Origin of the sequence: Aetokthonos hydrillicola CCALA 1050, assembly GCF_017591665.1 — a bacterium.
Classification (GTDB): Bacteria; Cyanobacteriota; Cyanobacteriia; order Cyanobacteriales; family Nostocaceae; genus Aetokthonos; species Aetokthonos hydrillicola.
In genome coordinates, this window is sequence record NZ_JAAKGC010000001.1 from 156770 (window position 1) to 181966 (window position 25197).

Annotated in this window: 24 protein-coding genes and 1 pseudogene; 13 read left to right on the top strand and 12 right to left on the bottom strand. The window is 39.7% G+C overall.

What is annotated here, in order from left to right; translation table 11 throughout:
• The first annotated feature begins 283 nt into the window (after positions 1-283).
• The 3 genes from G4P69_RS00610 (at position 284) to cutA (ending at position 2109) form a co-directional block, all read left to right on the top strand.
• Positions 284-832 (top strand): HdeD family acid-resistance protein, encoded by a 549-nt coding sequence (locus G4P69_RS00610; protein ID WP_208341497.1) that lies wholly within the window; start codon positions 284-286, stop codon positions 830-832.
• 409 nt (positions 833-1241) lie between these two features.
• Complete coding sequence (locus tag G4P69_RS00615) at positions 1242-1703, top strand: cupin domain-containing protein (protein ID WP_208341496.1); 462 nt, start codon at positions 1242-1244, stop codon at positions 1701-1703.
• A gap of 91 nt (positions 1704-1794) precedes the next feature.
• Positions 1795-2109, top strand: a complete 315-nt coding sequence (gene cutA / locus G4P69_RS00620) for a divalent-cation tolerance protein CutA (protein WP_208341495.1) — start codon at positions 1795-1797, stop codon at positions 2107-2109.
• A gap of 95 nt (positions 2110-2204) precedes the next feature.
• Here cutA and typA read toward each other — a convergent pair whose 3' ends face one another.
• The 4 genes from typA to G4P69_RS00640 form a co-directional block, all read right to left on the bottom strand.
• Positions 2205-3995: a translational GTPase TypA gene (gene typA, locus G4P69_RS00625; RefSeq protein ID WP_208341494.1), complete on the bottom strand. Its 1791-nt coding sequence runs from the start codon at positions 3993-3995 to the stop codon at positions 2205-2207.
• A gap of 434 nt (positions 3996-4429) precedes the next feature.
• Positions 4430-4615: a hypothetical protein gene (locus G4P69_RS00630; protein ID WP_208341493.1), complete on the bottom strand. Its 186-nt coding sequence runs from the start codon at positions 4613-4615 to the stop codon at positions 4430-4432.
• Positions 4596-5045, bottom strand: a complete 450-nt coding sequence (locus G4P69_RS00635; RefSeq protein WP_208341492.1) for a transposase — start codon at positions 5043-5045, stop codon at positions 4596-4598. The genes G4P69_RS00630 and G4P69_RS00635 overlap by 20 nt, the downstream gene beginning before the upstream one ends.
• Positions 5026-5256: a hypothetical protein gene (locus G4P69_RS00640; protein WP_390691837.1), complete on the bottom strand. Its 231-nt coding sequence runs from the start codon at positions 5254-5256 to the stop codon at positions 5026-5028. The genes G4P69_RS00635 and G4P69_RS00640 overlap by 20 nt, the downstream gene beginning before the upstream one ends.
• A gap of 445 nt (positions 5257-5701) precedes the next feature.
• On the opposite strand from G4P69_RS00640, the gene G4P69_RS00645 reads away from it, so the two are divergent.
• From G4P69_RS00645 to G4P69_RS00655, 3 genes are all read left to right on the top strand, one after another.
• Positions 5702-6256: an IS630 transposase-related protein gene (locus tag G4P69_RS00645; protein WP_208341491.1), complete on the top strand. Its 555-nt coding sequence runs from the start codon at positions 5702-5704 to the stop codon at positions 6254-6256.
• Complete coding sequence (locus G4P69_RS00650; protein WP_208341490.1) at positions 6253-6579, top strand: transposase; 327 nt, start codon at positions 6253-6255, stop codon at positions 6577-6579. Before G4P69_RS00645 ends, G4P69_RS00650 begins: the two co-directional genes overlap by 4 nt.
• A gap of 116 nt (positions 6580-6695) precedes the next feature.
• Entirely contained in the window at positions 6696-7949 is a 1254-nt protein-coding gene (locus G4P69_RS00655; RefSeq protein ID WP_208341489.1) for a WD40 repeat domain-containing protein, read from the top strand.
• A gap of 19 nt (positions 7950-7968) precedes the next feature.
• On the opposite strand, the gene G4P69_RS00660 is transcribed toward G4P69_RS00655, so the two are convergent.
• The 4 genes from G4P69_RS00660 to G4P69_RS00675 all read right to left on the bottom strand — a co-directional run bounded on the left by G4P69_RS00660 (position 7969) and on the right by G4P69_RS00675 (position 16040).
• Positions 7969-9786: a dynamin family protein gene (locus tag G4P69_RS00660; RefSeq protein ID WP_208341488.1), complete on the bottom strand. Its 1818-nt coding sequence runs from the start codon at positions 9784-9786 to the stop codon at positions 7969-7971.
• Positions 9787-9792: 6 nt separating this feature from the next.
• A complete protein-coding gene (locus G4P69_RS00665; RefSeq protein WP_208341487.1) occupies positions 9793-10761 on the bottom strand; it encodes a M48 family metallopeptidase in 969 nt (322 codons plus the stop codon).
• An 87-nt stretch (positions 10762-10848) separates the two neighbouring features.
• Positions 10849-12897: a dynamin family protein gene (locus G4P69_RS00670; protein WP_208341486.1), complete on the bottom strand. Its 2049-nt coding sequence runs from the start codon at positions 12895-12897 to the stop codon at positions 10849-10851.
• 1064 nt (positions 12898-13961) lie between these two features.
• A complete protein-coding gene (locus tag G4P69_RS00675) occupies positions 13962-16040 on the bottom strand; it encodes a dynamin family protein (RefSeq protein ID WP_208341485.1) in 2079 nt (692 codons plus the stop codon).
• 617 nt (positions 16041-16657) lie between these two features.
• Here G4P69_RS00675 and G4P69_RS38900 point away from each other — a divergent pair.
• From G4P69_RS38900 to G4P69_RS38905, 3 genes and pseudogenes are all read left to right on the top strand, one after another.
• Positions 16658-16879: pseudogene (locus tag G4P69_RS38900) on the top strand (IS1634 family transposase); the annotation flags it as partial.
• Positions 16880-17542: 663 nt separating this feature from the next.
• Positions 17543-17872: a hypothetical protein gene (locus tag G4P69_RS00680; protein ID WP_208347972.1), complete on the top strand. Its 330-nt coding sequence runs from the start codon at positions 17543-17545 to the stop codon at positions 17870-17872.
• A 9-nt stretch (positions 17873-17881) separates the two neighbouring features.
• Positions 17882-18058: a hypothetical protein gene (locus tag G4P69_RS38905; RefSeq protein WP_243902857.1), complete on the top strand. Its 177-nt coding sequence runs from the start codon at positions 17882-17884 to the stop codon at positions 18056-18058.
• Here G4P69_RS38905 and G4P69_RS00690 read toward each other — a convergent pair.
• The 3 genes from G4P69_RS00690 to G4P69_RS00700 form a co-directional block, all read right to left on the bottom strand.
• On the bottom strand, positions 18055-18681 hold the full coding sequence (locus G4P69_RS00690) for a Uma2 family endonuclease (protein ID WP_208347975.1): 627 nt from the start codon (positions 18679-18681) through the stop codon (positions 18055-18057). The genes G4P69_RS38905 and G4P69_RS00690 overlap by 4 nt on opposite strands.
• On the bottom strand, positions 18678-18803 hold the full coding sequence (locus tag G4P69_RS39830) for a hypothetical protein (RefSeq protein ID WP_279606295.1): 126 nt from the start codon (positions 18801-18803) through the stop codon (positions 18678-18680). Before G4P69_RS39830 ends, G4P69_RS00690 begins: the two co-directional genes overlap by 4 nt.
• Positions 18804-18934: 131 nt before the next feature.
• The gene (locus G4P69_RS00700) at positions 18935-19951 is read right to left on the bottom strand and encodes a ribose-phosphate pyrophosphokinase (protein ID WP_208347977.1); all 1017 of its coding nucleotides are present in this window, start codon (positions 19949-19951) and stop codon (positions 18935-18937) included.
• Positions 19952-20101: 150 nt separating this feature from the next.
• On the opposite strand from G4P69_RS00700, the gene G4P69_RS00705 reads away from it, so the two are divergent.
• The 3 genes from G4P69_RS00705 (at position 20102) to G4P69_RS00715 (ending at position 23513) form a co-directional block, all read left to right on the top strand.
• Positions 20102-20272, top strand: coding sequence for a CopG family transcriptional regulator (locus G4P69_RS00705; RefSeq protein WP_208346366.1), 171 nt, complete (start codon positions 20102-20104; stop codon positions 20270-20272).
• Between the two features lie 609 nt (positions 20273-20881).
• Positions 20882-22573 (top strand): serine/threonine-protein kinase, encoded by a 1692-nt coding sequence (locus G4P69_RS00710; RefSeq protein WP_208348091.1) that lies wholly within the window; start codon positions 20882-20884, stop codon positions 22571-22573.
• A gap of 742 nt (positions 22574-23315) precedes the next feature.
• Positions 23316-23513 carry a DUF2811 domain-containing protein gene (locus tag G4P69_RS00715; RefSeq protein ID WP_208347979.1) on the top strand — a complete coding sequence of 66 codons (198 nt, stop codon included), beginning with the start codon at positions 23316-23318 and terminating at the stop codon, positions 23511-23513.
• Between the two features lie 101 nt (positions 23514-23614).
• Here the strand turns inward: G4P69_RS00715 and G4P69_RS00720 are convergent, their stop codons facing one another.
• Positions 23615-24256, bottom strand: coding sequence for a DUF1997 domain-containing protein (locus G4P69_RS00720; RefSeq protein WP_208347981.1), 642 nt, complete (start codon positions 24254-24256; stop codon positions 23615-23617).
• A gap of 178 nt (positions 24257-24434) precedes the next feature.
• Between G4P69_RS00720 and G4P69_RS00725 the strand changes: the two genes are divergently transcribed.
• The gene (locus tag G4P69_RS00725; protein WP_208347983.1) at positions 24435-25094 is read left to right on the top strand and encodes an NAD(P)H-binding protein; all 660 of its coding nucleotides are present in this window, start codon (positions 24435-24437) and stop codon (positions 25092-25094) included.
• The last annotated feature ends 103 nt before the right edge of the window (positions 25095-25197 follow it).

Below are 25197 nucleotides of genomic sequence, written 5' to 3' on the forward strand. Positions count from 1 at the left end.
GCACTTGAAATTTTGCTATTAGTCTCCTAGAAAAAAATATACTTTAAATAGAGAGGCTTACTGTACTTGTTTTATATATTGTTACATGGTAGGTGCTAAAAAGCAACTTTCTCAAAAAATTGTGCTAATAGACTAGCTCAGGATAAGAAGGCAGTAGCTGAAACTGTACGGTAAAATCCGTCTCGGTAGTTCTGTGTCTCTCTATCTTAGGGTGATGTATGGTCGTGGAAAAATTTCCTAGCCTGAATTAAGTGGAGTTTAATTAAGCGTAGGGAATTATTCTATGACAAATGATGTTTTGACTGACGCTAAGAAGAATACTAACTGGTCGATTGTAATTAGTGCTGTCTTGATTGTTTTGGGGATTATTGCGATCGCATCCCCTGCAATCTCCACAATTTTCGCTGAGACTTGGTTTGCTGTTATCCTTGGTTCTGCCGGAGCTGCTAAGTTGTTTTATGCATATCAAACTCGCCAGTCTGGTGGATTCGTCTGGCAAGTTGTGTTGGGTATCCTTTACATTGCAACGGCTATAATGTTGCTTGTTTACCCACTGACAGGTGTTTTGACACTAACCTTATTGCTTGCTAGTTTCTTGCTGACAGAGGGAGTGTTCGAGTTGATTTTGGCTTACCAGTTGCGTTCACAACAAAACTGGACGTGGGTACTCGGTGACGGTATCATCACTCTATTACTTGGCGGGATTATTTGGTTCCAGTGGCCTTTCGATGCACCTTGGCTACTTGGCACTCTAGTTGGTGCTAGCATTCTATTCACCGGTGTTTCCCGTCTAATGCTATCGTTAAATACACGCTCTGCCCTTCCTCAGTAATTGTAATTAAGCTACTTGGGCATAAGAGATAATTTATAAAGTAAACATTAAAACCCTGTAGGTTGGGTTGTAGCTTGCTTCCCCGTAGGGGTACGGAGTGAAACCCAACAAAATCCTAAAATGTTGGGTTTCGTTCCTCTACCCAACCTACGTAAATTAAAGGTTTTTAGTGATAATAGGACTGAAGATTTACTTTATAAATAGATTCTAACAGTAGAAAAATTTGAGTTTTACCAATGATCCCTTAGCTTCTAGCTAGGGGATTATTGCTGGCAGTTAAAGTGACTTTTATCTCCAGAGAATCTTTACCACATTTTGGTTCTTTTTGTTGCACAAGATACATTTGTTTACGTGTGAACATTTAAGATTGAAAGTAAATCTTTAATCAGAGTATTTTAGGCTTACTACTATGGGCGAAGCTAGGGTAATTCAAGTCCGCCAGTTAGAATCAATTAAAGGGGGAATGGCTGAGTTTTTTACTCCCCAAGCCAGTCACGAAACAATGCTGGTACAAATTCCGCCCAATGCATTAGATGATTTATTCGTTCACAAATCGCAAACCGATCAATTATTGGTAGTTAGAGGGCGGTTTGTGCTTGTAACTTTAATTAATAGACAATACCAGTACATTCCTTTAAGTGAAGATCATCCTGTAGTGGTGACAATCCCACCAGGAGTTTTACACGGAGCAATTAATCTAAGTTCACAACAGTGTGTTGTGGTAAACGCAGTGCTACGTCACAGACCAGTTCAAGAGCGTGACTATGTTCCTCGTGCGCGTCCATTCCCTTATGATTTAGCAGCAGCAGAAGCGGCGTTGAAGGAACTGGAATCTACCACAGAGTGGGTAAAACCTGCACATGTTGTATAAGTTAGTAGTAAGAATTTGGCAATTAAGCTGGTTGTCCAGAAATATTCCTAAACTGAGAGTTGATAGCTGTTGTTGATGGGAACTCTGCGCTATGAAACTCTACTATGTAACTCTGAATTCATCAGAAGAAGCTCGTCAGATTGGTCGTTCTCTTCTAGAGAAAAAGTTAGCACTTTGCGTTAACTGGTTTCCTATTACCTGTGCTTACAGTTGGAAAGGGGAAATTGTAGAGGAGCCAGAGGTGGTGCTGATTGTGAAAACTCTTGCTGGGTATCAAGCTGATATTGAGCAGGAGATTCGCCAGCATATTACCTATACTAATTTTATTGCTGAATTGTCTCCTACATCAGTTAACCAAGGCTTTTTGGATTGGTTGAATGCAGAAATTCCTCAGCGAGTGGGGTGATATCCCGGGTTTCAGTTGTATCCCCTCACCCCTTGCCCCTCTCCCAAGCTTGGGAGAGGGGTAAGCGTTAAGGTGGGGTGAGGGCATTTTGTAGCTTAACGTTTTACCAGTTTCTTGGATACTTTGCGCAAACGAATTGACTTAGGAGTTACTTCTACCAATTCATCTGGTCCAATATACTCTAAAGCACGCTCTAAGCTCATTTCCATCGGAGCTTGTAACTGTACTAGTTCATCACCACCTGCTGCGCGATGGTTTGTGAGTTGTTTGGTCTTACAGACGTTAAGTTCCAAGTCTTGAGGACGATTGTGTTCTCCTACAATCATGCCTCTGTAAACTTTGGTGCCTGGAGTAATAAAAAATATACCTCTATCTTCGGCATTTTTCATTGCATAGAAAGTTGAAACACCCTCTTCAAAGGATATTAAAACACCTTTGTTGCGAGCTTCAATGTCCCCAGTGATTTGACGGTAATCGAGGAAGCTGTGGTTCATGATACCCTCACCCCTTGTCATCCGCATAAATTCACCGCGAAAACCGATCAATCCACGAGCCGGAATGACAAACTCTATGATAGTGCGTCCATTCCCGGTGACTTGCATATCTTGCATTTCACCTTTACGTTGTCCTAGGCGCTCTATACAGCTACCGACTGCATCTTCAGGAACGTCTAGTACTAAGAGTTCGAAAGGTTCGCAAGGTTGTCCACTGACTTCACGATAAATAACTTGTGGCTGTGATACTTGGAACTCATAGCCTTCACGACGCATTGTTTCAATTAAGATACCCAAGTGTAGTTCACCACGACCAGAAACTAGGAATTTATCTGGTGAGTCGGTTTCTTCTACCCGTAGAGCAACGTTGGTTTCTAATTCTCGCATTAGGCGATCGCGCACTTGTCTAGAAGTCACCAATTTACCTTCTTGACCAGCAAAGGGAGAATCATTTACAGAGAAGGTCATCTGTAAAGTGGGTTCATCCACTTTAATCAGTGGCAAAGCCTGTGGTTCATTGGGGCAAGTGATTGTTTCGCCAATGTTAGCATCAGCAAAACCTGCCACAGCAACAATATTACCAGCAGATGCTTCCGTCATCTCAATGCGTTTGAGTCCTTCAAACCCCAAAAGTTTGGTGATTTTAGCCTTGACGACTTCGCCTGTATCTTTTACCAATGCTGCTGGTTGTCCTGCACGGATAACACCATTGTGAATTCTACCAATAACGATCCTTCCTAGATATTCAGAATAATCTAGGGTTGTTACTTGTAGTTGTAAAGGCTTGTTGGGATCCCCTACTGGTGCTGGTACATGGCGTAGAATTGCTTCAAATAGAGGTTGCAAGTCTTTGGGTTCATCGTCTAAGTCTTGTTTGGCGTAACCTGAAATACCAGAAGCGAATAGATAGGGGAAATCACATTGAGCTTCATCTGCTCCTAGTTCTAAGAACAGATCCAATACTTTGTCAATTGAACCATAAGGATCTGCTTGAGGACGGTCAATTTTGTTAACAACTACAATTGGGCGCAGTCCTTTCTCCAGAGCTTTTTTCAGTACGAAACGTGTCTGGGGCATAGGGCCTTCGTTTGCATCTACAATTAAGATACAACCATCTACCATGCCGAGTACACGTTCAACTTCGCCACCGAAGTCAGCGTGTCCTGGAGTGTCAACAATATTAATCAGTGTTTCTTTGTAACGAACTGCTGTGTTTTTAGAAAGAATAGTAATCCCTCGCTCTCGTTCAAGAGCGTTGGAGTCCATCACACAATCCGGAACGTCTTCCCCTTCGCGGAAAATACCAGATTGTTTGAGCAACGCATCAACGAGGGTTGTTTTGCCATGGTCAACGTGGGCGATGATGGCGACGTTACGGATTGGGAGCGTCATAAGACCGTTTAGCTAAATTAAATAGGGGATCTTGAGATTTATGTCCAGTAGTGAACCGATTTAACAGAATTTAGAAGAATTGGTTAATTCTGTAAATAAGCCTTAACAATACTATCTCTATTGTAACGATTTTTGAGCGTTTTTGGAACGAAACGCCAAGAAGCCTCTATACTACGTACTCTTATTTCCGCGAGAGAGTAGCAGCGCACCCGTGGTGTGAAGCTGGGATATTGGGGAGTGCTTTAAAGCTACATATTCGAATTGCCTTATAAAAAGTATGATCGAGTTACGGAAAATCGTAGGATGAAATTCTCAATAGAATAAGGAAGGCGCTTGCTAAAAACCCTTGAGGATGTGGCACGTCATAGTGACGCATCCGTACTTTAGGCAAGGGATGAAAGCTGCCAGAAGGCGTTTACGCCTGACTGAGACTATCAATCTCGCTGTTGAGCAATATAGGCTTTTACCGATTCTGTAGAAATATTACCAGCAGTAGACACTGTTAGGGCTTGGAGTCCAGCCCAAGCCGCCAAATGTTCAGCTTGTACAAGGGTAGTTCGTAAACTGCGGTTACCTTTACGCGTACCAGATGATAATCTTTTACAAGCACTCTCGCGCATTCCCAGGAGCAAGTCCAGCCCAGGCAGCTAAGTGAGCAGGGGTTTTAAACCGGCTCATATCGATACCGACTTCGCATACAATCACAAGAGCCGCTTGATGTGCAACACCAGGTATGGTGTCAAGCAGTTCAACTGCTTGGTTGAAAGGGTGGCAATATTCCTCAATTCGGGAATCAAATTGTTTAATGACTTGCTCGACACTTTCAACTTGAGAGAGCAATTGCGCTAAGATAAAACGCTGGTGAGGTTGGGTGCGACCAACTAAAGCTTGTTTTAACCGCTCTTGTTTTGAGCGCATTTGCCCAACTGCTAACTCAGCCATTTCCTCTGGGTTTTTATCGCCTGCAATGATTGCCTTGAGCATTGCACGTCCTGATACTCCCATAATATCTGTGGCAACTGATGCCAGTTTAATATTGGCTGCTTCCAATACTTTTTGTATTCGGTTGAGATACATCTTGATGCACACAGCGTCTTAAGGCACTAGGTGACTTACTTTTAGTGTGCTGAGGCAGGGGATATCCTTGTGCTTCTAAAAACAATCCCAACATCGCTTCAAGATTTTCTCGTTGGTAAACAGAGGGCATCAACGACAACAGGGTGTAAACTAAATTCTGGGCGTGGGCAAGAATCGAAACCATTTTTCTTGCTGTATTTAGATATATTTCAACGCCCTTTTTCTCATATTTCGGCTCATAAATGCAAATTCACACCAACTCCCAAGTTGCCGATCGTCTACCAGTGGGTTTTGCATCGCTTGTCTGATCCCGTTCTCCGTAATATCACGTTTCATTTGTATTAAAAATTAATCCTTACACGTACAATCGCTTTCCACTCTGAATGTTAATTTATTACACACTCATTCTGGTATTAGTGGTTTTTCCATACAGGTGCAAGATATAAGCCTCCGACTGGCGGCAATAGCCACCAGTAAATAATGAAACTAGCACATTTTACAGGGAAAGCTGAAAACTTTGCTGTATAAGGTTTATAAAATGTGCTAGTTAAGAGTAGACGTAAAACGAGTCATATACAGCCTATTGCAGGTAAATGAGGTACACTGGTATCAGTAGATAAAAAGGTAGAATGAGAGCTTATTCCATCGACTTTCGAGAAAAAATAGTAAAAGCATACTCTCAAGGGGACACGTCAGTCAGAAAACTTGCTGATAGGTTTGGTGTAGCCAAAAGCTTTGTACAAAAAATACTATTGATGAACAAGCAAAAGGGTCATGTAAAACCGGGACAACAAGGTGGAACAATGAAGGGAGAGTTGGATGGATCTGTTGCTGAACTAACTACAATGGTAGAAAAATATCCAGACGCAACATTATTAGAGTACTGTGAATATTGGGGCGTAACTTATAATCATTGGGTAAGCACTAGTACGATGTGTCGTGCATTGCAAAAACAAAAACTAACACTAAAAAAAAAGACACTACGCAGCAGCCAAGCTCAGACAGAAAGAGTCCAAAAATTAAGAACAGAGTTTTGGCAGAAAATTAAATTAATAGACCCAGAAAACTTAGTGTTCATAGACGAAATGGGGGTCTTACTGGGTTTGACAAGGACCGATGCCAGAAGCCGTTATGGAAGTAGAGTATATGATTTTAAGCCATTTTATCGTGGTGAAGAGCAGTGACAGCAATTGGAGCAATCAGTTTGAAACAAGTTTTGGCTGTTATGACTTTGAATGGTTCAATGGATGCAAATGCATTTAAAGTCTTTGTAGAAAAGTGTTTACTCCCTCAACTTTGGGAGGCTGCTGTAGTAGTTATGGATAATCTTCCAGCGCATAAAGTCAAAGAAATCGAACCTCTAATTCAATCTGTAGGCGCAAGTGTTCTCTATCAGTCCCCCTATTCTCCCGACTTTAAACAAGATCGAACTTTGGTGGTCACAATTAAAAGCTTTCTTACGACAATTTTCTCCAACCACTGCATTCAAGGTCGATGTTCTAATTAGAACTGCGCTTGATTTGGTTAACCCCATCCATTTAAAAAACTGGTTTACCCACTGTTGTTACTGTACCTCATAAACCTGCAATAGGCTGTAAAAACGGTTCCTCTGAAATAATCACTATGTCATCGAAAGAAAAACTGGATCGATTGAAAAAACAAAGAGAGTCGTCTGAACGCGTTTATAATATTCAAAGTGAGAGAGTAGTAAAAATACAAGAAGCTTTAGTGATTGAAACTGATGTATTACGCAAGTTCCAGTACGAAAAGCAGATGATCCGAGAGGATGATGAGCTTAAAAAGCTTAGTTCTAAATTAGATGATATCGAAGCCGAAATTCGATTATTAGAACGCGAAATTGAACACGAAAAATCTAAATTTGAACAGGAGGAAGGAAAATTAAACCTGACAGGCACATCTCATCTACCGCCCCTATTTAGAGACTATCAAGAAACTGAGAAATTTAATGTAGCTGATAACTGGGTATGTATTAACACATTAACTACTCATTCAGATACAGTCAATGCTATTACCATCAGTCTTGACGGTCAAACTCTTGTTAGTGGTAGTGCTGATAGAAGCATCAAAATTTGGAGTTTGCTAACAGGAAGAGTGATTCACACTCTTGAAGGACATTCAGGGACAGTGAATTGTGTTACTATCAGTCCTGATGGTCAAACTCTTGCCAGTGGGGGCGATGATAGAATCGTCAAAATTTGGAACTTAAACACGGGAAAACAAGTCCGCACCCTTGGTAATTGGCTTTCTTGTCCGCACTTAAACTCAATATGTTCTCTCGCAATAACTCCAGATGGTCAAACTCTAATTAGTGGTAGTCGAGATCATACAATCAAGTTTTGGAATCTAGCAACAGGTAAACAAACAGGTGAGCTATCTCAACACCGATGGGGAGTTTATTCTATAGCTCTCACTCCTGATGGTCAACAGATCGCTAGTGACTGCTCAGACCATAGTATTAAGTTATGCTGCTTAAACAATGAAAAATTGCTTGCAACTTTTATCGGTCATTCGAGTTGGATTTGGGCGCTCGCTATCAGCCCCAATGGTAGAATTTTAGCTAGTGGTAGTGAAGATTGCACAGTCAAACTGTGGAATTTAGAAACGGGCCAACTTCTTTCCACCCTTACAGGGCATACTAATCCAGTACACTCGGTAAGTTTTAGCTGGGATAATCAAATACTTGCTAGTGGTAGTTATGACAATACAATTAAGCTATGGAGCGTAGAAAATGGGCAGCTAATTCATACCCTGTATGGGCACAGCAACGGCGTTAATTGCATAGCGTTTAGTCCAAACGGCGGAAGAATTGCTAGTGCTAGTGATGACAGCACGATTAAAATCTGGCAGAGATTATAGTTATCTTTTACAAATTCGCTCAAGACAGAGATACACTTTCTACCATATCTTCAGAACAAAGTTTTTGTTTTAAAGCTTTGATTTGCTGACGAGCATTATATACAATTGATAATGCATCCTGTAATGTTTCATTAGTTACTCTGACTGTCTGTGCCTTGTGGAGGGATACTTCTTGTGCTTGCTGCATCGCCGAAAGAGAAGTCTCTATAGTTTGACGATAAGTATTTTCAACTTGTTGCTCAATTTTTGTTGCTATATTATTATATAATGTGGGTATTTCTTTAACAATAGCTACTTTAAAATCAGGTAGGGCTGCTTGTAGTCTCCGCTGATAATTAATGTTGTTCTCTGATATTCTTAAGTCTTGGATTTGCCGAATAAATAGATCAGTAATAAACGTTGATGTATCACATTCATATAGAATCTCGAAAGTATTCCAGTCTGTTCCAGAATAATCCTGATTAGTTACTGTTTCTGTAGCTTGTTTATTTAAAGCACTGGTAGCATTAGTTAAGTCTTTAAATTCTGCGAAAATTGCTGTCTGAGCTTTTTGATAGCTTGCAGAAATAGCTGGTTGATGAACAGCGAGACATTTATCTATAGCATTTCTAAGAGAGTTGTGTAAAAAGAATTGAAAATGCTTTTTAATATCTTGAATTTTGAAATTAGAAATGGTGGCGATCGCTTCATAGTCCAAGCGAAGTAGGAACTCATTCATCCATCGACAAGTTTGCTCGCTAAGTTGATTAATTTCATCTTTCATAGCTTGGATATGTTGTGCGATTCTATCAAATAATTCCGAATTTGGATCTGTGTACTGAGTTATAACATAACTTAAATATCCTTGGTCTACTTCTAGAGTATCACGTAAGCACAGCAAATTTGTTTCAACCTCTTGTAACATCTGCTCTGTGCGATCGCTAGCCCGATTAAGTTGAATTAAATGACGTTGTAGATTAATAGCTTGATCTAAGGATTGACGAAATTCACCGAAGGCTCTTTCTAAACTTGATGCACAAGTAGGATTGGGTCTGGGTAAGGATTGGATTCGGAAAACTTCGTCCAAAGCACTAATTGCAAAAAGCTGAGGAGCAGGAAACAAATGGCTAATTTTTCTATAATTGCTATTAAATATTCTATGTATATCTTCCTCTGTACGAAGGTCGTCCATCCGATTTAGAACAAGAAATATTTTCTGGAAATCTTGAGGGATGACAGACATTTGTAGAAATGCTTGTTCTGATTCTGCAAATGGTGCTAATGCCGATGATACAAATATAACTGCATCTGCTTGTAAAAGATAAGTATGAACTTGGCGATCAAAGCGTTTGAGAATATCGCCCGTTCCAGGAGTATCCACAAGACGCAATCCTTTTAGCCACTCATTCGGAGTTTCAATTTTTAAATGACTAACAGGCTGAGGTAGCTCAGCTAGAATTTGCTCAAGTTTTTCTGCTTTTAGTTCTTCCTTATCTAATTCAATTTTTTCACCGTTGGTCAAGTAAAGATTAATTTTTAGTTCTGGACCATATTGTATATGATTAATTGTGACTGTTTCTGGCAGCACATCTGTAGTGACAATAGTTTCACCTAATAAAGCATTGATGAGTGTGGATTTTCCTCGCTTGAAATCACCAATTACTACAAGTACAAAGTCTGCATGTAAGCGCTTCCGGATATCTTCGACTTGAAGTTGTATCTGTTTAATAATCTGTTTACCTAGATCGGTTTGAAATTTTTCTAAGCAAAATGCTTCTCGAAAATCAGCGACGATTTGTAGAAATTCTTGTCGCAAATAGGTAAAATCGTAACTGAAAGATTTAGCTGCAGATTCCATAACGAGTTAATATCCTTTGGGTATTACACGAACCACTTGCTCGCATAAATTATCGGTTTCTTGTTTAGTGCGCACATTTGATGTTTGTGCTTCTGGTCGCCAAGAATGGAAAATGTCGCACTCGGCGAACAAGCGAAGTGCATTTATTCGTTTAGGAATGAGTGGATGAGTATTAAATAGTTCTAGTAACTGGATAGGAGCAGATGGGTTTTTGCTGATCTGTTCGCGGTATGCATCAATATTAATTTTTTCTAATAACTTTCCGCTACCCATAATAAGTTTAACAAAAGTTGTTTCTGCTGTGTTAACATCTCCGCAACAAATTAACCCGGCGCGATCGCAAGTAATTTCTGCATAACGACTCCAGCGCTTAAAAAATATTGTGAGTCCGCTTTTGATGAACAAATTTAATGCTCCTTGCTTAGGAACTGCCTCCAAAATCCCTTCTGCTAGTTGATTGGTCATAATTTCGCAGATAGTGTTGTAGACGCCGTGCAAGTTATGAATATGTCCACATTCATGGCCAATGACGAATTGTAGTTCTTCTACTGTAAAAGATTCAGCAATGTGGCTAGAAAGAACGATAACTGGTGTGATATCGTCAGTAGCAAAGGTATAAGCATCAGATTCAGCGCTACTTTGAATAAAAATCTGCGGAACACCAATACCTAACCTACGGGAGCAATCTTCACCAAGTGCATAGATATTCGGATACTGCTGTGGACCTACCGCGATACTTTCCATTAAGTGCAATTGATGTACAATAGGTACAGACCAACTAACTAAAGCCTGAGCCATAGCTCTGACTGGTGCCATCGCTGTGAGTTTTTGACGTAGTTTTTGGTCTAAGGAAAAGCTGTAGTCGGGGATTCCGCCAACTAGGTGAGTAGATAATTGGCGATCGCGCACTTCTAAGTAATGACGAAAATTCAAGTCAATTGATGCTGTCGGATTATTGGCTGAGGTATTTGGCATAGTTCTTACCTAAACTATGAAATTTATGAGTAATAACTGTGAAGCAGGATAAAGTTTTAAACCTCACAGTTACAGTAACGTCAATTTTTAAACACTGATAATTTCGACTAGCTCTTGAGACCGTCTCTGAGCACTACCCAGAATTTTTTCTGTCTCTGCACGCATCTCATCCAGTTCTTTGCGCTCAGCTTCAGTAAGAGCTTCTTGTCGTTGCCGTTTATGGTTTAATTCAGTGAGAGTATTTTGAGTGTTATCTAGCAGGGCTTCTACTTCTTGAGAAAGGGTTCGTTTGAGATGATCGAAACTCCCAGAAATATGATCCTCAACTTTTTGGTTAATTGGATTTGATTTGAGTTGTTTTTCAACTTCTGCGAGAATAGCTGCTTTATAATTGTCCTTAAACGCCTCTACTTGCTCACCACCAAACACTAATTTAGTAAGCCATCCACCTGTAAAAACAGATACCACACTAATAGCAATAATAGCAGGCCAGGTGACGGGAAATCCAATTAAACCTGCTAATACACCAGCACCGATTGCAGTTCCAACACTACCAGCCGCGCCAACTGCTGCACCTTTGATACCGGCTGTTCTAAAACCTGACCAAATACCGCCGAAACCGGTAAATACAGCTAAAGCTGCAGCTATTGCTTCTCCGCCTGTCTTTCTTTTGCGTATAGCATCAGCTTCGACGTCAACAAATTGCATTTGGATGTGATTTAAAACAGTAACAACAGAGTCAGCAAAATCTTTTAACCGGTCTATCTCTTCCGCTAGCCCTTTTTGAACCTCTGTTTGAATTTTATCTGCTAATTTTTGTCCTACGTTTTGCAAACTGTTAGAAACTTTACGACCAAGTTTTTCAGCAAGAGCTTTTTTATTATTTACTTCTTTAGGGGTGATAGTGGTTGAATCAATAACTTGTATTGCTGCCTGCTTTAACTCATCTTCTAATTTATTAAGTAGAGGTCGAACATTGTATCTTACATTTTCAGCTGCTCGGTCAATAAGCTGCATTTCTTCTTTTTTTCTTTGACGCAATTCTGCTATTTCTTGAATAGAAACTTCATAGGTTTTCTGAAAATCCTCTAACTTCATTTTCAGAGCATTCTCTTGAATGTTAATGGTTGCTAAAATTTCTCCAGCAGAAGCGATAACACGATTGAGAGGTACTTGTAACTCAATTGCTCCTCTTTCTATGACTAAAAATTGCTCTAAAGCTTGCTCAAATTCTGTGAAACGACTCTTAGCCAGTAATCCATTATCATTGCTATTCTTTGCTTCTAATGCTTGGTAAGCAGAAAGACCAAAGACTTTTGGTTCACCTATTTTTTTCAAGTAAACCTCATATTCTGCGGAGTGCTCCCCCCACTGCTCAGCTGCTCTCCCTAAAACATATTCTTTGATTCGTTTTCTGACGCTAGATATTACCTTATCAGCATCTTCAGGACGATTACAACGGTCAATTCCGGTGACTACAAAAATAACACGACCTAGATCATTTGTTAATAGTTTATTTTCCAAAAACTCTCGTTCTACTTCTGAAACAGGCGATTGCGCCATAATCACCAGAATGGCAGCATCCACCTTTGGTAAAACTGAAAGTGTTACTTCGGTCATGCTGGGATCATCGTTCAATCCCGGAGTATCAATAATATCTACTTTGTTCCGACAATAACTAACTGGATAATGAACAACAGCTTCTTTAACATTCGCTGCGGTTGCTTCAGCTTCTGGTGTTAACTTTGTTACATATTCGGCCAGTTTCTCAATCTCTACTGTCTGTTTATTACCATCTTTGAATTCCACTTCTACACAAGGAGTTATACCGTAAGTAACGCGATTGAGAGTAGCAGAACATGGTTCAATATCTGATGGTAAAATTTCTTTTCCTAGTAGAGCATTAATAAATGTACTCTTACCACGCTTAAACTCTCCAACAACTGCAACCCAAAAGATTTTGTTTTCAATTTTTTCTAAAACATCATCAATTGATGCGACTGATTGTTGAATATTTAATTTTTCTGAAAAATAGCGGAGTCTTTTTAAGTCAAGTACTAAGTTAGTAGATAACTTGTTGTAGTCTGTAAGCGATACAAGTGGAAGTGGTGCGTTTTGGTTCTCTTCAACTGCCATTTTCACTCCTTGAAGTGCGGTTTATTTACAGAAAGTTTTACTTAAATACTAGGCTTAGCTGGTTAAACAGATTATTTAGGTAACTCTGTTGACAGCCCTTCGGGCAAGGTTATCTCTTATTAAATTCTTAATAAGAACAACAACAACAGCGTGCCTGAAATTGGACTGCTATGCATGTTGTTAACAATTAAAGGCAGAAGGCAGTCCCAATGAAAAAAATTTCACCGCCAGGCATGTAAGAGGAATATACCCTACTCCCTGGTCTGTGCTCCCTCTTACAAGTCAGAAGGTTGATGTGACGGTTTATACGAGAATGCAATGCCTTCTGTCTGTTGCCCTGTCTTGCCCATAACGGGTCCAAGCCCACGGATTTAACCCTAACAGAAAACGGTTAGCTGTTACGAGACGCGCAGCGCGAGGAACAGGGCGTCCTTATTTGAATCCCACGTTTTTAAGCGTGGGTTCCTTCTGCCTTCTGCTTTCGTACTTCTGCCTTCTCAAACCAACTTTTTATACTGCATGAAGCCGATATAGATTGAAATCGATGGTAATATATGTGCTTATCTACCTGTATAACTTGTTTCTCAAGCAAGGATTTTATTACTTGTAGATACACTCGTAATAAGTCCACGATTTCAGTCAATACCAAAATTTAAAATCAATTTAATGTTTTATTCGTAAACTTGTGGCTGTTACTCACCTTCTCTCTCTACAATCAGAGATCCATCTTACAAAGCAGCGATTCCGGATAAGTTGAAACATAATTTTTGCTGTTTATGGTGAAAAAAGCTTGAATTACCAAAGCAGCAAGTATCTGGATATATCGCTGGCTGGACGCGCTAACCGAAAAATGAGCTTTATGAGTGTACCCTCTAATCAAAAATATTATGAATATTAAGTTTTTAGAATTTTTTTATACCAAATTTAGGCTCTTCCACAAAATAAAATGCCGAGCCGTCTAATTTATCAGTTAACCGATACCTGGTCGGTGTAGGTGTCCCAGCCCAAAGGGCTGGGACACGGCGGGCGCATTTTATTTATTGGATCTCCCTTACTGATATCTCTTAGATTGGTAATCTAGTACCGCATTGAGTACAGAATTTACAGTCCAGCGGATTCTGGTGGCTGCAATTAAGACAGGCTCTGTTTTTAAAACCATTTTCCTTATCTATTTCTAGATTCTGATAAAGCTGCTCGTATAAAATCCAAGCACGGTTGAGAACATCCCTAGTTGTAGCATACATTGTCTTAATTGTGTCGTATTCACTTTCAACCAAAGCTTGTTGTTTTCCTTGTACTTTAGCAAGTGTATTTTGAGTATTTTCAATCCAAGAACTTATTTCTTCGTCGATATGGTTTTTGAGTTTGTCTAAGCTTTTACTAACTGCGTAAACGTAATCATCGACTATTTGATTGCTGTTGTGCGATCGCAACCGTTTTTCAATTTCTGCGATCGCATTAGATTTGAAATAACTCTTTAAATTCTTGATTTTTTGAGAATTACCAACTCCTGCACCAACTGCTGCACCTACAGCTATTCCTATAGGACCAAAAAGTGAACCAGCAACACCACCAACAATAGTGTACAAACCATTTTTCTCATATTTCAACAAAAAGGCTTCTGAATTGCTAGAAAATAAATTGGGTAATTTGCGTATTTGCTTTTGATTAAATTCGCGCAAAGCTTGATTTAGAGAGTTACTGACTAAGCTTGAATTACTTTGAGTAATATTGTCGTCTAACTGATTTATATGTGTTTCAACAGTACCCATAACCTCAGATGCTATTTCTAGGAAAGAGCTAACTTGCTGCAATCCTGTTAATAGTTCTCGCTCAATCGCAAGCTCAATTTCACTTGCTATACTTTGGCTAGCATTTTCTACTGCATTGCTAACTTGATTAGCAAGTTGTTGTAATAAAATATCTATATCTTTAGAAAAAGTTATGTCGGCTATTTCAACCGTTTGTTCCACTGCTTGCTTTAATCGAGCTTCTAATAGAGAAACTAATAGTTTTGTCTGGACTTTTATATTATCTTGATTTAAACTGATTTGTAATATCTTCTTTGATTTAATATATCTAAATTTATCAACCAATTCACTTATTCTGGTAAACTTATCCTTCGCATTTTCATAACCAGATGAAAGAAGTAATTTTTTAGCGTCCAAATGTTTAATCACTTCTTCACTAAAATGGATAACTTGATTTATAACAGTTTGTACAACTATTTTTCCTCTTTCATTAGATATGATATTACGGAGTTCGAGTTCAAAATTTTGAAAACGGCTTTGAGCTAAAAGAGCGTTGTCATTTGTCTTTTTTGCAGACAATGCCTGATATGCCGAAAGAGGGAAAACTTTGATATTATGTATTTTGTTTAAGTAGCGTTTGTATGCTAAAGAATTGGTTTCAAACTCTTGTTTAGCCCAATTTTCAACGGAATCTTTTATACGGCGTCTAACTAATCTTAATATCTTATCTACCTCTTGAGGTTGATGAAGATGATCAATTCCGGTAACTACAAATACAACTTGGCTCAAGTTAGTCGCGAGTAGCTTTTGCGCAAGAAAATCTCCTTCAGATTCAGCAAAAGGCGCTAAAGCTGATGTCACCATGATTGCAACCTCGACACTATCCAAAACAGAAAGCGTAACTGCTGTCATGCTTTCATCGTCACTTAATCCAGGTGTATCAATAATTGAGACGCTATCGCGACAATAATAAATTGGATAATAAATAACTGCTTCTTTCACAGTTGCTGCAACAGCTTCAGACTCTGGAGTGAGTTTAGTCACAAAGCTGACTAGCTTGTGAATAGCTATATCACGTTCTTCATCATCTTTAAAAATAATCTTAACAAATGGTTCTGCTCCATAATTCAAGCGATTGAGAGTTGCGGTTGTAGGTAAAACATCTGCAGGCAGAATTTCCTCACCTAAAATAGCATTGATAAATGTACTTTTGCCTCGTTTAAATTCTCCTACAACAGCTATAGAAAATGAATCTGTTTCAAGCCGCTCGATGGCGCGATCAATGGATCCGAGAAGATTTTCAAGATGTATTTTTTCTGAAAAATTTCGTAGCTGCTTTAGATTACCTACCAGTGTAAGCACTAGTTGCTTATTATCGGTGGGAAATGGCATATATAATTTTTTCAAATGCTATTGTACATATATCATACTACTAAGCGTAAATATAGGGTTGGTGTTACCAGGGGCAAAGTAACTACTTCAAACACTTAAAAATCGAACCATCTTTGAATTTACTACAAAAAACAAGCGAGGGGAAGGGGTCAGCTGTTGGCTGACCCCTTCCACGCAAACGGTCATGAATCCTCACCCAAGTTCCATCTTTACGCCAGTTACGAAAATAGGTATAACCCACATTCCGCACTTCACAATGTAGTACAAAGTACTATACAAGAACTCTGTAATAAGAACAAGTAAAAATACTCAAAACGCTTAAGTAAGTCTGAGGGCAGTTGCTCTATGAAAATAAAGCCATAAACAGCTTATAAATACTTAGTTGCAAGCTTTTCAGAAAAAACATACATCGTTTTGTTGTGTGAACTTACGGTTCTTGCGTACTTAACGTGCTAAATTTTTAATTACAGTCGATAACTTTGTTTTAAAATCAAGGCTTACAGGCGCTTATAGCCAAAATTTTAATCATCAGACCTAAAAGGCAGTAAATAATGGCTGTCATCTTATCCCAGCAAGGATTTCAAGCTTATTTTTCAACATATTTAGCACGCTAAGTACGCAAGAACCGAAATAGCTTAAAAAGAGCCAATACTGGAATCAAAAATCAACTAGGAAAGTTAACAATCACCCCTACATTAAGATGAGTATTTCAATGCTTTCAAGGAATTCATATTTTAACTTTAAATGGTGTTCATCAAATTGTTAATTTAACGGAGGAGCGAAAATTTATTTTAAATAATCTGCCTTCGTCTTGCCGGAAATATTATTTACTTTCTTAATCTAAACAACGTCTGGATATTTGGATAACAATTCATCACCATCCGAAGGAATAGTTATTGTTCCTCAAATTTATAGTGCCTATACAACCTATTTTATCAGTTAAATATAAAATATTTAATTATTTTTATTAAAAAGAAAATTAGTTCGTTATTCTTTTCTTAATTATCCTGACTTTCTTACTTTTATCTATTTTGTAACTTAGTTATGTTTCGAATTGAAGTACGAAATGTAGGGTGTAAGTAATGCGTAGTAATTGAACTTTGAACAAGAAAAAAGTGGGTTCGCGTTTGTTAAAGATCTAGGACTTACGCATTGACAAGGAGGCCCAAATATGGGGTATAGATTTCAAGCCTTTAAACTTGATTTTTCGGCACTTTTTTGGCGATGCCTGCGGCGGGCTACGCCTACGCTATTATCCCTCAGATCATTGTTTAAAGCCTGAAACGACGAATTTTCGTTAATGCACAAGATATTCGTTTGTACAGTGCGTAAGTCCTAAGATCGCCCAAATTAAATGGTTAGCCGCGTTAAGTGAAGAAGATACCAAAAAACTGATATGCGATCGCGCCGAACAAGAAAACATCTCTTTAAATGACGATACAATTACCTCGCTCATCGAATGGTCAGGATGTCATCCCTACCTAATCCAACAATCACTTAACATGATTTTTGACTCCAATCAGCAAGAATTAGGCGATAACCTCATCGAAAAATTGCTACAGCATCACGACAAAGACTTTTCCGCTTGGTGGAACGCCGAACAACAAAACGTCTCTGGTGGTTTTGGCGAAGATGAACGCCAAGTTTATTCAGCCCTAATTCATAACCGCAAAGCCACTGTCGAAGATTTAGTAAATTATACAAGCTTCACTCATAAGAAGGTGTCAGATGCTTTAGAAGTGATAGCTGGTACTGGTGTTATTCGCTTGTTTGATGATGAATTTTATATATTAGGTTCTCGCCTGTTTGAAGAGTGGGTGAAACAGCGTTGAGGTGGAAAATTGGTTGACTTTGTTACGATTAACCTAGATAATATACGCCACTACTTAAGTTATGAACCGAGTAATATTACCAGATGTTTTAACCCTCGAAGAAGCCTCTTAAGGCTACCTGTTGAATCGGTACAGCGCCAAGCCTTACAGGGAAATATTCCAGGACGCAAAGGCAAAGCACTTTAGTTCATTTGTGCTGTAAAAACTTCTCGAACAGTTAGATTCAATTCTGGAAATACTAATGATTCTATACGGTCATTTCCTCTAAATTGTTTATTTTGATAATTACCTTGATTATTTCGAGTATAAATACTAATGGTTGGTAGTTTACCTTCACCTACCATCAATTCAGTACCATAAGGGTAATAATCTACAATCCAGTATTCTTGTATTCCCATTTCATCATAATCAGCAAGCTTTTTCAGATAATCATCTCTCCAGTTGGTACTGACTACTTCAATAACCAACACTATCGACTCAGATTTACTGACTATTGATTCATCTGACCAAAGTGGTTCGTTTACTAAAGACGCCAAATTTAATAAAAGTACATCCGGATAGTATCCAGATTGTTTGTTTTCAGGTCGTACTAGTCCTTTGTTCGGTACAAAATAATTAAGCTTAAGTCTCAAACATTCACCCATGATAATTTTTACCAAAAATCCAAGAATTTCCTCATGCTTTCCTCTTGGTTGAGGCATTTGTACAATTTCTCCATCGTATAATTCGTAGCGAATACTTTCAGGTTGTGTTTGTAGAAAATCTACAAATTCATCAAATGTGGTTAAATTTTCTATTGGTTGTCTCATGGCTTTTTACTGAATGTTGCCTTAATTTCTCGATTACCGGAAATTCCACCAGTAGGGGGCATAGTTTCTAATGTACCGTCAGCGTTGCGTTCAAATCGGAGTTCTGGATTCTGCGAACTCATGCGCATTAATTCTTCATCAGAATACCAGGACGGCAACGCTAATTTTTCACTATTCATAAATAGTGCCAATAAGCTTGACGAATTGATAGAATATGAAGGATAAATGAAATTCATCCTCCATATTTTTACGACTAGCGGAACATACTACTTACAGAGCTATCTTCGTGAATCCGCCAGATAGTTTCCCCAAGAAGATTAGCTACTGAAAGTACTACTAGTTGTGGAAAGCGATCGCTCTCTGGAATTGGAATTGTGTTTGTAACAATCACTTCCTCAAACAGTCCAGCTGATAACCTCTCAATTGCTGGTGGTGAGAATACCGCATGAGTTGCACACGCATACACTTGACGTGCGCCTTCCTCGCGCAGTAACTGTGCTCCTGCACATATAGTTCCTCCGGTGTCAATCATATCGTCCACAAGCACCGCCGTTTTTCCCTTAACATCGCCGATTACGTTTAGCACTTCGGCAACATTATGAGCCTGACGACGTTTATCAATAATTGCCAGTGGAGCATCACCTAGCTTTTTCGCAAACGCCCTAGCTCGTGCTACACCGCCAACGTCTGGAGAAACTACCACAAGATCATGGAGTTGTTTACTTGCGAGATAATCTAGCAAAACTGGCGAACCGTAGACATGATCAAAAGGTATATCAAAGTAACCTTGAATTTGAGCTGAGTGTAAATCCATAGCTAGAACACGGTTAGCACCAGCTTGCGTGATCAGGTTAGCAACTAACTTAGCAGTTATTGACTCCCGTCCTGCTGTTTTACGGTCAGCTCGAGCATATCCATAGTAAGGAATTACTGCTGTTACTTGGCGAGCTGAAGCCCGACGACAAGCATCAATCATAATCAGCAATTCCATTAAATTATCATTTACAGGATGACAACTAGGCTGGATTAAATATACATCGCAGCCGCGAACTGATTCCTGTATTTGAATATATAATTCCCCATCCGCGAATCTTTTCCGGATCATTGGTCCTAGATCCATGCCTAGGTAATGCGCGACTTCTTGAGATAGTTGTAAATTCGCGGAACCGGAAAGCAGTCGCAGGCGATTATTTTCAGTGAGTCCTGTTGCAGGTGACTGAACTTTGAAAGTTACAGAACTAAGCACAGCAGATCCTCGATGTGCATTCATGGCAATATTATCATCCAAAATAGTCTGAAAAATTATCTATGAGTTTTGTTGAAGCTTTCATAAAAATTTTCAACACTCCTTCATAAAACTTTTTCAAGAAGCTCGAGCTTGTGGCATACTTTTAACATACCACATATTGATGTAAGTGCTATGGGAAAACCTACGAACTTTATCACGTTTCGTGTTAACGATCAAGAAAAAGATATTCTACGTACTTACTGTGAGAGACAAGGTAGAACACAGACTGATGTGCTTAGGGAACTCATCAGGAATCTCGGAAAAGAAAACTCTAAGACTGGTGTTGGTTTGCCTTCTTTATAAAATCTAATGAATGACTGCAAGACCTGAAAGGGTTAGATTTGTAATTGCTTATATGGTTGACAACCACGCTGCTGTGCTAACTCTTGCTCATACGCGTGCGCAAGCAACAAGCCGGGAAACTTCGTGCCCTTCTCTTCACTGAGACGCTGAGCGCAAAACGCAGACTATGCCAGCAAAGATGTTTGCTAGTCGCTAGCTTGCGAGCAGACGCCCCAAGGATCTGTGCAACTTTGGAAACCAAAGCAACGCACTAGCTAGAGTTTTGACGTTTCATTTCTCTTTTGTGTTCAATACACCCGACGCTAGGGAGAAACAGCTGTTCAACCCTCATCTTCGTCTGAAACCCCTGGGTTCAATCCGGGGGTAGTGACGTATAATGCTGATGATTCTGTATTTGCCCATTCTAATGATACCATCTGTCGGCAAACTATGATATACCCAAGCAAAGCTACGCATTCATAAAAATAGTCAAGCAAGTAAAGACTTTCCTGAAAAGGAAACCTTTGCTACTAGATAGGGTGGCGCAAAGCACCCGGATTTATGGGGAATAAAAATGTATTCCCTTTGTTAATTCCTCCTAGTCGTGTTACAACACGAAATCAATTAACGATGCAAGCACCGATTAAATCTGGCACTATACTGCAAAACCGTTACTGTATAATTCAAACTCTTGGTCAGGGTGGATTTGGTAGAACCTATCTAGTAGAAGACTCTAGGCGTTTTAATGAACTTTGTGCCATCAAGGAATTAATTCCTACAGTAACAGAGCCTGACGCTTTGGAAAAAGCACAAGAACTTTTCCAAAGAGAAGCAGAAATACTGTATCGAATACAGCATGTTCAAGTTCCCCAATTCCGGGAAAGATTTGAGCAAGACCAACGCTTGTTTTTGGTTCAGGAGTATATTCCAGGTAAAACTTATCGTACCTTGTTGGACGAGCGTAAGGCAGTAGGTGATGTATTTACAGAAACAGAAGTATTACATTTAATCCGCTCTCTGTTACCAGTGTTAGAACATATTCACAGCCAAGGAATAATTCACAGAGATATTTCACCGGAGAATATTATTCTACGCGACACTGATCGCCTACCAGTCTTAATTGATTTTGGAGTGGTGAAAGAACTAGCAACTCGATTACAATCGCCTAACACTACAGCGCCAACAACCTATGTAGGAAAGTTGGGTTACTCCCCAAGCGAACAAATGCAAACGGGTCGAGTGTATCCTAGTAGTGATCTGTATGCACTAGCTGCAACAGCAGTCGTTTTATTGACTGGTAAGGAAGCATCTCAACTTTTTGATGAAACCCAACTAACTTGGAATTGGCAACGCTGGGTAACAATTAATCCACAATTTGTCCAGATTTTAAACGGGATGTTGAGTTACAGACCAAGCGATCGCTATCAAAATGCTACAGATGTAGCACAGGCACTGAAATCCTTGGCTCAACCGGCTGTCCGAACCTCTAACGTGCAAACAGTTCCCGTTGCTCGCATTCCCAGCCCTGTACAACCAGCTTCATCTAACAAACGAGTTCCTCAGATTCCACAGCCTGCAACTAATTCAATATTAGATAATCCATTAGCGGTTGGGGCAATTGGCAGCGCTGTGGTTATCCTAGCTGGTTTAGGTTCCTGGGCGCTGGTAAGCTCTATCCGTAATCAATCAAAAGAACCACAAACAACAATCACACCACAAACTTTCCCTTCACCAGTTATCTCTGGTAGCACTAGTGCGACACCAACCCCTACCTCAACCCCAACACCTACCTTAACACCAACACTTATCCCGACTCCAGCGCAAACTCTAACTCCAACAAAAAATCAACCTATTGTACAGACAAAGCGTTTGAATTTTGGAGCATCTAACACAACTTTCGTTGAAGGTACGCTTAGAGCCAATGAAATCCACCAGTACATCTTTAAGGGTGAAAAGGGTCAACAGTTAACTGCATTGTTTGCTAAAGAGAGCGGTGTTTCACTAACAGTCTTAGGTCCTAATGGTAACCCAATTGAAAACACAGCAAAAGAAGTCACTTTTTATCAAGGGATCTTACCAGATACTAGTAACTACACTCTCCGGGTCAATTCTGTTCTTGGAGTAAGTCAAAGCAGTTACAATCTCAGTATTGGTTTAGAAAATCCAACCAGAGCAGTACCTACACCCTCTCCTACAGTCACGCTAGGAACTCCAGCACCCACAGCACAACCGCCAACAGAACCACCACCTGTAGACTTGTCTCCCTCTTTACCATCCCAAACCCAACCTCCGTTATCTCCCGAACCAGAACAAACTCAGTAGGGCATGGGGCATGGGGCATGGGTACTGGGGATAGAGGAATTCACTCATTTCTTCCCCTGCTTCCCCTGCTTCCCCTGCTCCCCCTGCTCCCTGCCCCCTGCTCCCTGCTTGCTTTTAGAGAGGGTTGGGTTGAGAATTGTTGCAATTACGCAAGCCTTCATTGTTGCTTTTAATTTCTTCGCACTGTTCGGCTATGTCAATAAAAACCTATAGAATGAAGCGCTTCTGCCTTCGGCGGATCGCACTCATCTGGGGATCTTCGTTTTGCAAAATGGAATTTTTGTTAGATAAATTTTTAGTTTTTGTAATTCTTATTATTTGCTAGATTTTTCCTCACTCAATCCACAGAGTTTCCACAGGTACTTCCAAAGTTTTCCACAAATACAGGACGAGCTTATCAGCTGTTGCTCTGTTAATGGGGATTACCAAATTGCAGCCATAAGAAGTTGTCAATGCTGAGTTTTTATTAAGAGTTGTTAAAAAAAATGTCTGTAATCCTTATTCTATCGTAAATCTTTATATTTTATAAAGTGTTTTTTAACATTTCGCAGCATTGACAACCATACCCCCTTTTGCTGCAAAATAATGCGGCTTGGTTTTGTAGTCCGCCCTCACATCTATGTAAAATCGCTTACCCTCTTGCGGTAGATTATCAAACAAGCGAATAACTATATGTTCATATATTTTGGGTATACCATAAGCATGGTTTCCCCATTGATGAACTTCAAAGGAGAAAAATCTTATGAAGGCAACAGTTAGTATCTTTACAGAAATTCCCGAAGTGCTTCACGAATCACTCAAACACTACTTAGAAAAACATCCCGATTGGGATGAAACCCGAGTATTAACGGCAGCATTGTCACTGTTTTTACTGCAAAATGGGGAGAGCGATCGCCGTGCTGCTCGTGTTTATTTAGAAACCCTGTTTCATCAGTGCTAAATAGGGTTACCGCCGAGATACCAGCATTCAGGGGACACCTTGTAAAGTTATTTCCCAATTTACATATATCTCGGCGACCACCCAAAAAGATTAGGTTAATTTTATACAGGAAACCTGATCCCGAAAGATTGATGAAAATCTTCTTGGACTTTACGAGTTAAACGACGGGAGACTTGGCGGACGACTTGGTTAAGTAAGCGATCGCCTGTGGATTGGATTAAAGATTTAGGTAAACGCTGAATAAACTTAGGAAAGTTAATGTATACGGTTAAATCCAATTCCCACATCACCAGTGTTATGTCAGCCAAGTCACTTGAAGCATCGTGGTTGGGTTTTTGTACCAAATTTAGTGCTGCATTATAATCTACCTCATAACCAGGAGCTTGGTAATCAGGAATGGGGATCGTACGAATACGATATACCCCTTCCTCTGGGGGTAAAAGTTCCAACCCAATTTTTGGTTCTACATCGTAACCAAAAGCACCAAAGCGACCAATCACTAAAGCGTAGCCATTTTCCCCCAAAGGTTCTACCTTCATTGGCTCAGCGCAACGGGAAAACCATGAAGCGTGACTGTTGAGATATTCAGCAACATTAACAGCAGAAGCGTTCATCTCCATGGAATCCTGATAACAACCGTGAAACCTAGTTGGTGTCCATACAGTTGCTTCTAAGGATGGGTCATCAACCTCTGCTGCTTTTGTTGTTTCAAACGATTGATACTCAGACTGTCTGGAAAACATAATGCATTATTGTAGTGCTGATTCGTTTACCTTAATTAATCATTCCCTTGTTTAATGGGAATTTTCGCTCTGAAATAGAATTTTTACTTAAACCTCAAGAACGAGTCATAAAATTTATCTAATCTCTACAATAGAGAACTGAACAAAAAAGATACTATTTTGCAAGATAGGGTTTATCATGAAAGCATTTGTAGCAGGGGCTACTGGTGAAACAGGCCGCCGAATTGTGCAAGAATTGGTAGCGCGAAATATTCCGGTTCGTGCTTTAGTCCGAGATATTGAGAAAGCGAAGAGTATTTTACCTGCCGGAGCTGAGTTGGTAGAGGGTGATGTGTTAAAACCAGAAACCCTGAGTGCTGGTGTGGGAGATAGCACAGTAATATTATGTGCTACTGGAGCAAAACCGAGCTTCGACCCAAGTGGACCCTATAAAATAGATTACGAAGGAACCAAAAATTTGGTGGAAGTAGCTCGCCAAAAAGGAATTGAGCATTTTGTTCTTGTTTCTTCGTTGTGTACCTCCCAGTTGTTCCACCCACTAAATTTGTTTTGGTTAATCTTGGTTTGGAAAAAGCAAGCTGAGGAATATCTTCAGAGAAGTGGTCTGACCTATACAATTGTACGACCAGGTGGGTTAAAAAATGAAGACAACCCAGATGCGATAGTAATGCAAAACGCTGATACATTGTTCGATGGTAGTATTCCCCGGCAAAAAGTTGCTCAGGTTTGTGTAGAATCACTTTTTGAGCCACAAGCACGAAATAAAATTGTAGAAATTGTTGCTAAAGCAGAAGCACCAAGCAAAACCTTTGGTGAACTATTTGCTACGGTAGCATAGTGTAATGGGGCATGGGGCATAGGGCATAGGGCATGGGGCAGAGTAAGATAGTAACTGAACTTACAACTAAATACTTATACAAGATCAATCACATCCTCTCTAG

What these genes read in the sequence shown, in the direction of transcription:
- G4P69_RS00610 (WP_208341497.1), top strand. Translation starts at nt 284, where the DNA reads ATGACAAATGATGTTTTGACTGACGCTAAGAAGAATACTAACTGGTCG.
- G4P69_RS00615 (WP_208341496.1), top strand. Translation starts at nt 1,242, where the DNA reads ATGGGCGAAGCTAGGGTAATTCAAGTCCGCCAGTTAGAATCAATTAAA.
- cutA (WP_208341495.1), top strand. Translation starts at nt 1,795, where the DNA reads ATGAAACTCTACTATGTAACTCTGAATTCATCAGAAGAAGCTCGTCAG.
- typA (WP_208341494.1), bottom strand. Translation starts at nt 3,995, where the DNA reads ATGACGCTCCCAATCCGTAACGTCGCCATCATCGCCCACGTTGACCAT.
- G4P69_RS00630 (WP_208341493.1), bottom strand. Translation starts at nt 4,615, where the DNA reads ATGCGCGAGAGTGCTTGTAAAAGATTATCATCTGGTACGCGTAAAGGT.
- G4P69_RS00640 (WP_390691837.1), bottom strand. Translation starts at nt 5,256, where the DNA reads ATGGTTTCGATTCTTGCCCACGCCCAGAATTTAGTTTACACCCTGTTG.
- G4P69_RS00645 (WP_208341491.1), top strand. Translation starts at nt 5,702, where the DNA reads ATGAGAGCTTATTCCATCGACTTTCGAGAAAAAATAGTAAAAGCATAC.
- G4P69_RS00655 (WP_208341489.1), top strand. Translation starts at nt 6,696, where the DNA reads ATGTCATCGAAAGAAAAACTGGATCGATTGAAAAAACAAAGAGAGTCG.
- G4P69_RS00660 (WP_208341488.1), bottom strand. Translation starts at nt 9,786, where the DNA reads ATGGAATCTGCAGCTAAATCTTTCAGTTACGATTTTACCTATTTGCGA.
- G4P69_RS00665 (WP_208341487.1), bottom strand. Translation starts at nt 10,761, where the DNA reads ATGCCAAATACCTCAGCCAATAATCCGACAGCATCAATTGACTTGAAT.
- G4P69_RS00670 (WP_208341486.1), bottom strand. Translation starts at nt 12,897, where the DNA reads ATGGCAGTTGAAGAGAACCAAAACGCACCACTTCCACTTGTATCGCTT.
- G4P69_RS00675 (WP_208341485.1), bottom strand. Translation starts at nt 16,040, where the DNA reads ATGCCATTTCCCACCGATAATAAGCAACTAGTGCTTACACTGGTAGGT.
- G4P69_RS00680 (WP_208347972.1), top strand. Translation starts at nt 17,543, where the DNA reads ATGATTTTTGACTCCAATCAGCAAGAATTAGGCGATAACCTCATCGAA.
- G4P69_RS00690 (WP_208347975.1), bottom strand. Translation starts at nt 18,681, where the DNA reads ATGAGACAACCAATAGAAAATTTAACCACATTTGATGAATTTGTAGAT.
- G4P69_RS39830 (WP_279606295.1), bottom strand. Translation starts at nt 18,803, where the DNA reads ATGAGTTCGCAGAATCCAGAACTCCGATTTGAACGCAACGCTGACGGT.
- G4P69_RS00700 (WP_208347977.1), bottom strand. Translation starts at nt 19,951, where the DNA reads ATGAATGCACATCGAGGATCTGCTGTGCTTAGTTCTGTAACTTTCAAA.
- G4P69_RS00705 (WP_208346366.1), top strand. Translation starts at nt 20,102, where the DNA reads ATGGGAAAACCTACGAACTTTATCACGTTTCGTGTTAACGATCAAGAA.
- G4P69_RS00710 (WP_208348091.1), top strand. Translation starts at nt 20,882, where the DNA reads ATGCAAGCACCGATTAAATCTGGCACTATACTGCAAAACCGTTACTGT.
- G4P69_RS00715 (WP_208347979.1), top strand. Translation starts at nt 23,316, where the DNA reads ATGAAGGCAACAGTTAGTATCTTTACAGAAATTCCCGAAGTGCTTCAC.
- G4P69_RS00720 (WP_208347981.1), bottom strand. Translation starts at nt 24,256, where the DNA reads ATGTTTTCCAGACAGTCTGAGTATCAATCGTTTGAAACAACAAAAGCA.
- G4P69_RS00725 (WP_208347983.1), top strand. Translation starts at nt 24,435, where the DNA reads ATGAAAGCATTTGTAGCAGGGGCTACTGGTGAAACAGGCCGCCGAATT.